Here is a 12334-nt window from a genome sequence, read left to right on the forward strand (position 1 = left end):
ATTAAAGAATAATAACCCCTTTAGACTCCAAATTATACTTTAATCGACGTACCAATGCTACGGCTTTAGGGTTATCGCCATGAATACAAAATGTATGGGCCTTTATCTCTAAAGCTTTGCCAGAAATCGTCTTTACTTTATTCTCAGAAATCATGTTGTAAACATGATGAAATACTTCATCTTCATCATGAAATACTGCATTACTTTTTGTTCTTGAAAGCAGGGTTAAATCATCATTATATCTTCTATCTGCAAAAGCTTCATAGATTATAGGAATGTTATTCTCTTTTGCTAAACTTGCTATTACCGATTTGTATGGCACATACAGGTATACGGGTAAATGCATGCTCTTCATCAACTCAATGATTACATTGGCAATTCTTTCATTTTTCACTGCACCATTATACAATGCGCCGTGAGGTTTTACATGATGTAACACTGTATGTTCCTCATCAATTATTTTAACTAATGTATCAACCTGATCTTTTATTGATTTAAATAGTGCTGCGCAAGTCATATCCATGGGGAGCCGTCCAAAGTTTTCAGGATCGGGAAAAGAAGGATGCGCACCTATTTTAACCTTATAAGCCTTTGCTAGTTTTACTACTTCCCTCATGGTACCCTCATCTCCTGCATGCCCTCCACAAGCAATATTACAAGAAGAAATTAGAGGCATTAATTGAGCTTCGTTACCAATACCCTCGCCTAGATCTGCATTAATATCTATAGAAAACGTCCTCATTAGAACAAACCAAAATTGAATACTTTATTAATACCTGCTAGGGCCAAGAGCAAACTAACCAAAACTATACATCCTCCTAAAATATTATTCACAACTGAATTTCTATGCACTCCTAGCAATGCTTTTCTGTTCATTATCCACAGCAAAAGCCCAGAAATAATAGGTAATAGTATACCATTGGCTACTTGAGCAAATTTAATAATTTGTATTGGCTTATATCCGGATGATGCTATAACTACACCTAAAATCAAAATTAACATCCAAACACCTCTAAATTTTACAGACTTTAAATTGGTATTCCAACCAAAACACCCTGAAGCCACATATGCAGCCGCTAATGGCGCGGTTATAGCACTTGTTATACCTGCAGAAAATAGCCCGATAGCTAAAAAATATTTTGAAAAACTTCCAAACAGAGGTTCTAATCCAAGTGCTAAATCAGCAGCATCTTTTACCTCTAAGTTTTGAATAGCTGCTCCACAAACAATAATACTCATAGATACTACCCCTCCTAAAGCAATTGCTATAAACGTATCCTTTCTGGCATATTTTAAATCATCAATAGTATGCCACTTTTCCCTAACTAACGAGGCATGTAAAAACAAATTATAAGGCACAACTGTTGTACCTATCAATCCTACAATAAGAAGCATGCTACCCTCTGGGAATCTTGGTAAAAAAGCACCTTTAAATATTTCAGAAATATTGGGTTTAGTCATTATAGCAGTGGTTAAAAATGCCAAACTCATGAGAATTACCAGAAAAACCAATGCGCGTTCAATAACTTTATAATTCCCTAAGTAAAGTAGAACAAATGCAATTACACCAATTAATATACTAAACGTAGTTTTACTAGCTCCACAAAGTGTTTCCAACCCAAGAACACCTCCACTAATATTTCCTCCTTCGTAAGCAGCATTACCCACTACAATTGCAGAAATTACTAGAATAATAACCACATACTTAAAAAAGGGGGATTGTATTTGAGACGTTACTACTTCTGCCAAACCTCTTTGGGATACTAAACCAAGACGCGCAGTCATTTCTTGAAAAACAATTGTAGCTCCAACTGATAGCACCATAGCCCAAAGGAGGCTAAAGCCAAACTGTGCACCAGCAATGGTACAGACAGTAACCGTTCCTGGGCCGATGAAAGCGGCTGCTACCAAGGGCCCAGGACCAATGTTTTTAAAAAAATTTTTCATGTTAAAATAGTTCTTCTAACTAAGATACTATTTTAATTGACTTAATAATTCATCTACTGCTTTTTTAAGTTGCGTGTCTTTGTGTTTGGCTTTGTCATCAGGGTTGTTATACACTACAATATCTGGAACTGCTGGCCCCAATTCCATATTAGATTTTGTTTCCTTTACATACCAACCTCTAAACGGCATTCTTATATAAGAACCATCAATCAATCCTAAACCTCCTGTAGAAATTACAGCTCCAAATGTTGGTACGCCCACCAAAGTACCAATATCCAAAGCTTTATAAGCATGTGAAAATATTTCAGCATTAGAATAACTATTTTCGTTACACAAGGCAATGGACGGCTTAGTCCAAGATGCCAACGGTAAACGCTCACTGTAAGGATAATGATTGATAAACTTAGTATGTTCTTGTTCTAAATTTTTAACAGCTCCCCTTGGTACCGTATAAGCATGTTGCTTTACATTAAGCACCGCCATTAAATAATCGGTTGTCCAGCCTCCTCCATTAAACCTAACATCTATTACAATACCTTCTTTGCCTAATCCCGCGGCTGTTAATTCACGCTCAAAACGCTCAAAGCTCGTCCAGTTCATCCCTTGGATATGAATGTAGCCCAATCTGCCATTTGAATATTTATCCGTTAAGCGCTTTCGTTCTTTTACCCAGGCATTATAATTCTCTGTACGATTACTGGATTTTGGCCGAATAACTATTTCTTTAGAAACACCGCCTCTATCAACTTCTAAATAAATTTTTTCATTAGCGGTACCTTCCAAAAATTCATAAACATTAGTAGATTTATCTAAATCATTTCCGTTTACTGTTGTAATTATATCTCCTACATTAATTAGACTTACACTTCGGTTCGCAGGCATGGCAGGGACAATAGAAGTTACTTTTAAATTACCATTAGATGTTGGCTCAAATTCTACACCCAACAAACCTGTACGTTCTTGTTGTAAATCCTCCCTAGTTTCCACACGGTATAGCCCCATGTGGCTAGCGTTAATCTGCCCAAGCATCCAATTAAACATGGTTTGAAAATCGGTTCTTGTTGAGGCATTTAAGGCTAAGGGTTCATACTTTTCTCTTAAGCTACTCCAATTCTGACCATGGAAATTAGGATCATAAAAACCATCATTTATGGCTTTCCAGGCTTCATTAAATATTTGCTGGGTTTCCAAATTATAGTCAATATCTAACTTCGCAGAAAATGGTAGCGACTCTATTTTGTCGTTGGACATGTTAAGACTAGCCAAACTTCCGTTCTTAGTCATATAAATTTTGGACCGTTTTTTATTCACTGTGATGTTGGAGGGATTTGTATTTTTTGAAGTCAACGCTTTTTTATCCTTACCATTCCACTTTATCTTGAATAGATCAGACTCTGTACTTGCATCCCCCCTACTACCATTACCTGTGGTATAGTATATGGTTTTAGAGTCTTTTGAAAACAATTGCCCAAACTCTCCTCCCACGTACGAGGTTACCTGAACTTGACGTTCATGAATATCATCAAAATCTATTACTACGGGCACCACAGGCTGCTTCTTATCTTTTTTGTTATTATCCTCTTTTTTATTGCCCTTTTTATCTTTAGATTTGGATGTGTCATCTTCTACATCTTCTTCCCAATCTTGAGATGTTTTCTCCCAATCTGCCTTATTAAGCCAAGTAAACCATACATCATAATCACTATTATTTCTATTTGAAGAGAACATGAGTTTTTTACCATCAGGACTCCAAACTGGCCTCCTATCTTGTTTTGGATGCATGGAAATATTCACTGGCTTTACAGAATTATCCGCCTTGTGAATGTATATTTCAGAATTAAAATCTAAATTACTTAAACTGTAAGCTAGCCACTTAGAATCGGGCGACCAAGACACACTACTCGGAGTAGCCCAACCATCTAACAACGTTTTTTTGTTAGACATTTTTCCTTTACCGTCTATATTAGCCACCACAAGTTTACCCCTGCCAACAATATAGGCTATGGACTGTCCATCTGGGGATAACACTAAATTATTTTCATTATCTGAGGACTTGGTAATACGTTCTATCTTGTGTTTTAATGTTTTGAACAAGTTTGATTCATTCACATTATCTGATTTTACCATGTACATATCTTTTTGCCCATCTCTATCAGAAATAAACAACAATGTGCTATCATTTAACCATGTTGCATTTGTATCACGGAATGAAGAACGTGTTAAATTAACCGTGCGCTTTTTATCTTTTGAAGTTTCACGTATAAAAATTTCTCCTCTAATGTTTATAGCTGCATAGTTTCCGTTTGGTGAGACTGCAATATCGCCAACATTATTACCATATGTTTTATGTACAACAGGATCAAACCTGTAATCTGAAGCAATATCTATATTAATCTCTTTTTGAGCTTTGGTGTTGGCATTTACAACGTAAATACGATTACCTTGGGCGGTTATCACATCGGTACCATTTCTGCTAACTTGAAATGAAAAAATACCCATATCAGAGAAATTAGTAATCTGGGAAATAACACCCTGCTTTGCTCCATTATTACCTATTGTTAATTTATGGACGTTGTATTTGCCTGTTCTTGAAGATTGAAAATAAATAGTATTATCATCCCCCCATTGTGGATAAAAATCGTTACCATCATAATCTGTAAGTTGTGTGTATGTATCATTTTTAATATCATACAACCAAACATCCCTATTGGCAGGCCCTTTGTATGCTTCACGTTCTAACCTACAACTTCCTTTAACAAACGCCACGAATTTCCCGTTAGGTGATGCTACTGCATCAAAACCTGTGGCATCTAAATATCGCTTTGGCGTACCACCGCGCTTACTTATAATGTGGGTTTCATATTCACGCTCTACTTGCACAAAGTTTCGCCTTGTGGAAAATAATATGTCCCCGTCTGGTGTAAAATCAGTAATAATATCATTAGTAGAATGGTAAGTTAATCGTTTAGGCGTACCACCTTTTGCAGACATCACATAAACATCATAATTACCAAATCTTTCACTAATAAAAGCTATGTGGTTACCATCAGCACTCCACATTGGTTTTGTATCGTAAGCTTCATGTACCGTTAATCGTTTAGGGTTATTACCGTTAATCGCACTCGTCCAGATATCACCTTGATAGTTAAACGCAATAGTTTGCCCATCAGGACTGATCGCTGGAAAATTAATTAAAGGATTTTGAGCTATCGAGAAGTTTACAAAAACACACGCAACTACAGCTAAAAGCATTGAGTGAAATTTCATTTTACAGGCTATTTTAGTTATTGGCGTAAAAATAAAACTTCGACTTCTTGGATACGGACAAATTAAAATATGTTTAACATTAATTAATTTTGGTTGGATACATTCAAAGCATAAATAGCAAAACTGCCTAACCAATGCCCTCCCATATAATCATCGTTAAAAATATTCGGCAATGAATAGTTAACATGTTGATTTGCAACTTTTTTTAAATGTGTATAATCTGGTAAGTCTTCAGCGATCTTGTATAGATTCCAAGCTCTTGAAAAATTAACACCATCCAGATGTACCATATGTCCATCTGTTCTATCTGAGACCAATCCAACCTCAATATTAAAATTTTCGTTTTTCAATTGTGGTAAAAATTCCTCCAACCAAATTTTATAATCCTCCAAAGGCAATAAACGCTTCATTAACGCTGCCTCTTCCAGACATGGCGATAAAAAATCACTACCGCTGGGTTCCCATGATATCGGACATTCTTTATCTTCTTTAAAGAAATACAATGCCTTGTTTTTTATGGCCTTTTGTAAGTCTGTATCTCCAACAGTTTCTGCATAATCGTAAGCAAAAGATAAACCAAATGCAGTATTGGTATGTGTACCCACTCGCAATGCATAATTTAACTTTGGCAGATATTCTATATACTTATTAGCAATTAAATTGGTAAGTGGTTGTAAATTTACCTCAAGCTGTCTTGCTGTTTCATCATCCCAAGTGTGTAATGCTTCAGCTAATTTTAGCAACCATGCCCAGCCATAGGTACGCTCGTATGATGTGTTATGTTTACCTAGAAAATAAGCTACCTCTGCTTCTATATTTTCTTTTGAAATGTTATTAAGCAACTGTTGCTTTATCGCTTTTGAATTCTTAAGGTTTGGAAAAGATTTTAGCAAACTTACCAAACTCCAGTGCCCATGAACCGATGAGTGCCAATCAAAACAACCATAAAACGCAGGATGTAATACTACGGGGGGTTTTAAATCTTCATCTCCTCCTAAGGTTTGTGATAATTTATTGGGGTATTCTACATTAATGCAAGCCAGCGGCAATTCTGCCAGCTTGTTAGCTTCTTCTAAATTTAACCCTGGAACTTCTGTACTTATCCCAGAATTTGCAGATGATGTTTTGTCTGGGGCGGTTTCCTTTTTCGTAGTATTACAGCTCAATAATACCGAAGCCAATAACAATATGGTAAATGCTTTCATGTGCCAAAGATAGGGATTCTTAAAATTTAGATGTTAACTACAATTTAACTTGATAGTTATACTAGGTAATACCTTTAGCTGTTTACGCTCTTAACAATTTCTTATTTTTTGACATGATTTTTTGTTTTGTTTATATTCTCACAAAATGAATATATGTAAAGACACAACAATCCCAAATAATTCAACGTTCTACTTTACTGATACTAAGCTATAAAGTATCTTTGTTTTTTTAAACCCCTCGTACATGAACACTTTCCTAAAGCGTATTATTTTTTTATTATGTATTGCAGTGGCATTTATTTTTGCTTACTCGTATTTAAATGATGGATTGCAAAAACGAAAAAGCCCGAAGAAAAATGTAGCTTTTAAAGTTGACGACTTAAAACTTAATGTGTTTTACAACCGCCCTTCTAAACGAGGCAGAGAGATTTTTGGCGCATTAGTACCTTACAATGAAGTATGGCGCACCGGAGCCAATGAAGCCACAACTTTTGAAACCAATAAGCCCCTTAAAATAGGTAAAGGCTACATACAAGCTGGTAAATATACACTTTGGACAATACCAAACGACACGGCTTGGACTGTTATTTTTAACACAAAACAATACCCATGGGGTGTAGACCATGTAACTCATGAACCCCTAAGAGAGCCAGAATTTGATGTTATAAATTACACTGCAACTGTAGAAAACTTAGAAACCACCGTGGAACAGTTCACTATAGCTTTTGACAATTCTACAGACAAACTATTCATGACTATGGCTTGGGACGATGTGCGTATTAAAGTGCCTTTACGGTAGCTAAAAAACGCTCACATATTATAACAGTTTCCTAATTAAATTGTCATTTAGCAAACACTAAAATCTAAATAAAATACTATCTTAGGGACACATACTTTTAACTTGTGGGAAACAAAAAAAAGACAGCTTTAAAACAAACTGATGGCGTTTCTAATCCTGAAACGATTAACCCTACTTCAATGTCCCAGTTTAAATCGAAACGCACAAAAACTTTAGATGCTAATGCACTAGTGAAAGGTATATTAAATCAAAATACCACCGATTTAAGTAGAGCTATTACCCTGATAGAGAGTACCAACCCCAAACACCAACAACAAGCACATGATATTTTAAAACAGTGTTTACCTCATTCTAACAATTCTGTTAGAATTGGCATAACTGGAGTTCCTGGTGTAGGTAAAAGCACTTTCATTGAAGCTTTCGGGAAACATCTAACTGCACAAGAAAAACGCGTTGCGGTTTTAGCCATAGACCCGAGTAGTTCTGTAACAAAAGGCAGTATTCTAGGAGATAAAACTAGAATGGAAGCATTGGTTAAAGATAAAAACGCTTATATACGCCCCACTGCTTCTGGCATCGCTTTGGGTGGAGTAGCCAGAAAAACAAGGGAAACCATTATCTTATGTGAAGCCTGTGGTTTTGACATTATTTTAATTGAAACTGTAGGCGTCGGCCAAAGCGAAACTGCTGTACATAGTATGGTAGATTTCTTTTTATTACTAAAGCTATCTGGTGCCGGGGATGAATTACAAGGTATTAAGCGCGGTATTATTGAAATGGCTGATGCTATTGTTATCAACAAAGCAGATGGCGAAAACCAAAAGGCAGCAAAATTAGCTAAAACTGAGTTTAGCAGGGCATTGCATCTATACCCCCATAAAGCATCTGGCTGGATTCCCAAAGTAACTTTATGCAGTGCCATACATAATGAAGGAATTACTGATATTTGGCAACTTATATTAGAGTATATAAAGCTTACAAAAGGCAATAACTACTTTAATGAAAAAAGAGATGAACAAAGTAAATACTGGCTTATTCAAACTATTGAAAATCAATTAAAAACTGCCTTTTTTGATAGAGAAGACATAAAAACTGCTCTAGAACATCAGTTGAAACTTGTTGAAAATAATGAAACCACACCTTTTATTGCTGCAGAATATATTTTAAGCCTTAACAAATCGTCTTAACAAATATTGAGATAATTTATAAAATAAAAAACCTGAAATAGCACCAAAGGTTAAGCCACAAACAATATCTAGAGGGTAATGCACACCAACATAAATACGACTATAGGCTACAACAGCACTCCAAAACAACAATATAAAAATCAGATTTTTGTATTCTGTTCGTAAAGCTAAACCAGCAAAAACAGCTGCTGCCATAGAATTTGATGAATGTCCAGAGAAAAACCCATATTTACCACAACGTACAGCTATAAAACGTAATTGATCTGCCAAATCTGGAACACCGCAGGGTCTTGGTCGCTCAAAACCCCTTTTAAACATATTGGTAACTTGGTCTGTAAATGTTATCATCAATGCCACAACAATTACAAAAACCAGTAAAGATTTTACTCCAAACTTTTTATAGAGCAAAAATAAAAGAATAGCATACAAGGGAATAAATGTGAGTTTATCTGTTATTATTAACCATAGGGTATCCCAAGCTTCAGATCCAAGGTTATTTAAAAACAAAAAAAGCTCAGTATCGTATTCTAAAAGCTGCTCTATCATAAACTATCCTTCATATTTTGCTATTTCAGTATCATAAAAGTCGGTAGCTAGGTTAATAGCATTTTCTGTCTCTGCTGCTAGTTCTTTTTGGTCTTCAGCATCAAAATCCTCAAACCATTCTACCTCATCATTTTCAAGATTAATTATAAATCGCGGGAATTCAGTATGAATCACAAAAATAGCGTTGGGATGCTCTGTATTATCTCCTAATATGAATTTTGGAAGTGTCATTTATTTTAGTTTGAAATGTCTAAAATAATTAAAATTTCAAGTTCTGCTTAGTTTAGAAGAGGTAAAGATCTTTTTTTGAAATTTAGACATATCTTTTCAAACGTTTTAGAACCTATCATTTTTCTATTATCATCAGAAATCACAAAGCTAATCTTTGTCATCCACCTGTTTGAAACATTAGAAAAATCGGATTCGATTTCTTGTGTATCCGACAATAACACAACCTCTTTATTACCGATAGTAAATACCAAACTTGCGCCTTTGTAGGTTTTAATATTAGTGCCACTCAAAATCGTAGCATTTAAAAATTTATACCCTGCTAGATCTTGATAAGACACAAATAATTGTCCATATTCCGATTCCGCAATTTTCTCTCCTTCAATTTTAGATATTAGGTTTTCAGTATATGTATCTACATGTGTTCGTTTCATAGCCTTCATGTTGCCAAAACCTGCAAGTACTTTATCGATAGAACGTAATAGCTTCATAAATTTATACTTTGTATCATTAGACGCATTAGGCGTTAATTAACTTTTTAGTTAAATAATTAAATCGAATATACAACAAAATTGCTGCGGCTGTTAATCCTGCTAATAATCCAATCCAAATACCAATACTACCATAAGCATCTGCTTTTCCTAAAAACCATGACACAGGAAAACCTATTACCCAATATGCCACAAATAATAACAACATAGGGATTTTTACGTCTTGCAACCCCCTTAATGCCCCTAATACCATAACCTGAATACTATCACTTATTTGAAAAACAGATGCCACCAACAACAAGTTAGCAGCGATTTTAAGAACTTCAGTATTATCTATAGCATTTGCTATATCATCATGATCTAGATACAATTTAGGCAATTGGTTGTGAAATATTAAAAATAAAATTGCAAAACACACGGCTAACATAAAACCAAATAAAAAAATTGAAAATGCTATACGTCGTAGCTCTCTATATCGTTTTAATCCTTTTTGATTCCCAACACGAATCATTGCCGCAACACTCAACCCCATAGCTACCATAAACGTCATGGAGGCTAGATTTAAAGCAATTTGATTGGCAGCTTGCGGGTTCTTACCCAACAAACCACTTAACCAAATAGCCGCAGTAAATATGGCTACTTCAAAAAACATCTGCATGGCACTTGGTAAACCTAAATTGAATACTTTTTTAAGCATTAACGTTTCCAGAACAAAAAACTTTATGTTAGAAACGTAGCGTATGGAGCTATGGTTATTCTTCAATAAAAACCATAAATAAGCTACCATGATAATTCTTGAAACCAATGTGCCGTATGCAGCACCTACTATTCCAAGTTGTGGCATCCCAAATTTTCCAAAAATCAATATATAGTTCAACACTATATTTACAAGGTTAGCAATAAGAGTAGCATACATTGGATATTTAGTCATAGAAAGACCATCACTAAATTGCTTAATCCCTTGAAAGATAACTAATGGTATTAATGAAACCGCAACCAAATCTAAATATGGAATGGCGAGTTCTACAACCTCAACAGGCTGTTTCATAAAATACATGAGCGGTTTGGCTAAAACTACCATACCAAATAAGATTACTCCTAGCACCGTACATAAAAACAAACCATGTTTAAAGTATGATTTCCCTATTTCAAAATTTCGTGCGGTATCAGCTTCTGCTATTAACGGTGTTATTGCTGTTGAAAAACCTATACCCAACGACATCGCTATAAACATAAAACTATTACCTAATGAAACAGCTGCTAATTCTGCGGTTCCCAACTGCCCTACCATAATGTTATCAACAAAACTCACAAAAGTATGTCCTAACATTCCTAGCATTACAGGAGATGCTAATTTCCAATTGTATTTAAACTCTTTGGTATAGTTTTTTATTTGCATGATGCAAAAGTAAAATTTACATTTTCAATACCCAATTTATATCTTATTAACAAATGTTAATAAATTATATTAAAAAAATCTTATTTAGAATGAAGTATATTCATACATTTGAAATCGTAATAATCTTATTCTTTTTTTTTAGGGTAAAAGAATATGAATACGTAGAAACATTTATTTTATTTTTAGATTAGGGATTATAGAATTAATGAAGATGTTTCTGAATATAAAAGGGGAAATTTGATTTCCCCTTTTTAATTAACATTTCTTTCTGAAAAACAAGCCGTTGCTTTTTATATATTTCATTATTCCAATTAAAACATATTTTTATGAAAGCACGTTTCCCTTTACTGTTCATGTTATTTTGCAGTATTAATGTTTTCCAAGCGCAACAAAACCCTCAACCATTTATACCAAATATTGTAAAGCAATTTCCTAATGTAAGAGATATTGCAATTTCTCCAGATGGTAATGAAGTTTTGTTCTCTGCACAAAGTATTATGGGTAATCTATCTGCTATCGTGGAAGTAAAAAGAAAAAACAATGCATGGAGCCTTCCTAAAATCACTACTTTTTCTGGACAATATTTTGATTTAGAACCTTTTTTCTCAAAAGATGGCCTCACTCTTTATTTTGTTTCTACCAGACCTAAGCCAAACTCTAAAAAAGGTAAAAAAGATTTTGATATTTGGTATGTTACCAGACCATCTTTAAATGATGAATGGTCTTCCCCGGTAAATATGGGTACACCAATAAATACTGAACATGGCGAGTTTTATCCTTCTGTTGCAGATAATGGTAATTTTTATTTTACCAGAGATAATCCAGAGCTTAAACGAAAAGATGACATATATGTAAGTAAAAAACTAGATGGGACATACTCTGAAGCAATAGCACTATCAGATAGCATTAACACGACTAGTTATGAGTACAATGCATTTGTTGCTCCTGATGAATCATATATTATTTTTGGCGGATATAACCGTGAAGACGGTTATGGTAGCGGAGATTTATACATTAGTTACCATACAAAAAGCGGATGGAGTGAAGCTAAAAACTTGGGTAAAAACATAAATTCCGACAAAATGGATTATTGTCCTTTTGTGGACACAAAGCATAAAACACTCTATTTTACAAGTAAAAGAGATGCCACTAATGTAGAATTTGATTCTCCTCTTACTACTGAGGCTTTCTTATCTGAACTTTATAAATACGATAACGGGTTGAGTAGGTTGTATAAAATTGGTTTTAAAAGCCAACCATAAGCT

11 protein-coding genes are annotated in these 12334 nt (G+C 34.7%); 3 read left to right on the forward strand and 8 right to left on the reverse strand.

All coding sequences use genetic code 11. From position 1 onward, the window contains the following. Position 1 precedes the first annotated feature (1 nt). From pxpA to JS605_RS11900, 4 genes are all read right to left on the reverse strand, one after another. Complete coding sequence (pxpA, locus tag JS605_RS11885) at positions 2-742, reverse strand: 5-oxoprolinase subunit PxpA (RefSeq protein ID WP_203257949.1); 741 nt, start codon at positions 740-742, stop codon at positions 2-4. Next, positions 742-1947: an Nramp family divalent metal transporter gene (locus JS605_RS11890; RefSeq protein ID WP_203257950.1), complete on the reverse strand. Its 1206-nt coding sequence runs from the start codon at positions 1945-1947 to the stop codon at positions 742-744. The genes pxpA and JS605_RS11890 overlap by 1 nt, the downstream gene beginning before the upstream one ends. Before the next feature lie 27 nt (positions 1948-1974). Then, positions 1975-5214, reverse strand: a complete 3240-nt coding sequence (locus JS605_RS11895) for a S41 family peptidase (protein ID WP_203257951.1) — start codon at positions 5212-5214, stop codon at positions 1975-1977. 83 nt (positions 5215-5297) lie between these two features. After that, positions 5298-6419 (reverse strand): DUF2891 domain-containing protein, encoded by a 1122-nt coding sequence (locus JS605_RS11900; RefSeq protein WP_203257952.1) that lies wholly within the window; start codon positions 6417-6419, stop codon positions 5298-5300. Between the two features lie 244 nt (positions 6420-6663). Between JS605_RS11900 and JS605_RS11905 the strand changes: the two genes are divergently transcribed. Further along, positions 6664-7218: a DUF2911 domain-containing protein gene (locus JS605_RS11905; RefSeq protein WP_203257953.1), complete on the forward strand. Its 555-nt coding sequence runs from the start codon at positions 6664-6666 to the stop codon at positions 7216-7218. A gap of 104 nt (positions 7219-7322) precedes the next feature. Continuing rightward, the gene (gene meaB / locus JS605_RS11910) at positions 7323-8405 is read left to right on the forward strand and encodes a methylmalonyl Co-A mutase-associated GTPase MeaB (protein WP_317194152.1); all 1083 of its coding nucleotides are present in this window, start codon (positions 7323-7325) and stop codon (positions 8403-8405) included. Here meaB and JS605_RS11915 read toward each other — a convergent pair. From JS605_RS11915 to JS605_RS11930, 4 genes are read right to left on the reverse strand one after another with little or no spacing between them, the layout of a single operon-like run. Then, positions 8382-8951, reverse strand: coding sequence for a phosphatase PAP2 family protein (locus JS605_RS11915; protein WP_203257954.1), 570 nt, complete (start codon positions 8949-8951; stop codon positions 8382-8384). The two genes, meaB and JS605_RS11915, sit on opposite strands and share 24 nt — an antisense overlap. A gap of 3 nt (positions 8952-8954) precedes the next feature. Further along, positions 8955-9182 (reverse strand): hypothetical protein, encoded by a 228-nt coding sequence (locus tag JS605_RS11920; RefSeq protein WP_203257955.1) that lies wholly within the window; start codon positions 9180-9182, stop codon positions 8955-8957. Between the two features lie 47 nt (positions 9183-9229). Next, positions 9230-9670, reverse strand: coding sequence for a hypothetical protein (locus JS605_RS11925; RefSeq protein ID WP_203257956.1), 441 nt, complete (start codon positions 9668-9670; stop codon positions 9230-9232). A gap of 28 nt (positions 9671-9698) precedes the next feature. Then, on the reverse strand, positions 9699-11069 hold the full coding sequence (locus JS605_RS11930; RefSeq protein ID WP_203257957.1) for an MATE family efflux transporter: 1371 nt from the start codon (positions 11067-11069) through the stop codon (positions 9699-9701). 326 nt (positions 11070-11395) lie between these two features. On the opposite strand from JS605_RS11930, the gene JS605_RS11935 reads away from it, so the two are divergent. After that, positions 11396-12331 (forward strand): TolB-like translocation protein, encoded by a 936-nt coding sequence (locus tag JS605_RS11935; RefSeq protein ID WP_203257958.1) that lies wholly within the window; start codon positions 11396-11398, stop codon positions 12329-12331. The last annotated feature ends 3 nt before the right edge of the window (positions 12332-12334 follow it).

This window comes from Hyunsoonleella ulvae, assembly GCF_016827605.1.
GTDB lineage: Bacteria > Bacteroidota > Bacteroidia > Flavobacteriales > Flavobacteriaceae > Jejuia > Jejuia ulvae.

Coding starts and splice junctions, on each gene's coding strand:
- pxpA (WP_203257949.1), bottom strand. CDS start 742: ATGAGGACGTTTTCTATAGATATTAATGCAGATCTAGGCGAGGGTATT.
- JS605_RS11890 (WP_203257950.1), bottom strand. CDS start 1,947: ATGAAAAATTTTTTTAAAAACATTGGTCCTGGGCCCTTGGTAGCAGCC.
- JS605_RS11895 (WP_203257951.1), bottom strand. CDS start 5,214: ATGAAATTTCACTCAATGCTTTTAGCTGTAGTTGCGTGTGTTTTTGTA.
- JS605_RS11900 (WP_203257952.1), bottom strand. CDS start 6,419: ATGAAAGCATTTACCATATTGTTATTGGCTTCGGTATTATTGAGCTGT.
- JS605_RS11905 (WP_203257953.1), top strand. CDS start 6,664: ATGAACACTTTCCTAAAGCGTATTATTTTTTTATTATGTATTGCAGTG.
- JS605_RS11915 (WP_203257954.1), bottom strand. CDS start 8,951: ATGATAGAGCAGCTTTTAGAATACGATACTGAGCTTTTTTTGTTTTTA.
- JS605_RS11920 (WP_203257955.1), bottom strand. CDS start 9,182: ATGACACTTCCAAAATTCATATTAGGAGATAATACAGAGCATCCCAAC.
- JS605_RS11925 (WP_203257956.1), bottom strand. CDS start 9,670: ATGAAGCTATTACGTTCTATCGATAAAGTACTTGCAGGTTTTGGCAAC.
- JS605_RS11930 (WP_203257957.1), bottom strand. CDS start 11,069: ATGCAAATAAAAAACTATACCAAAGAGTTTAAATACAATTGGAAATTA.
- JS605_RS11935 (WP_203257958.1), top strand. CDS start 11,396: ATGAAAGCACGTTTCCCTTTACTGTTCATGTTATTTTGCAGTATTAAT.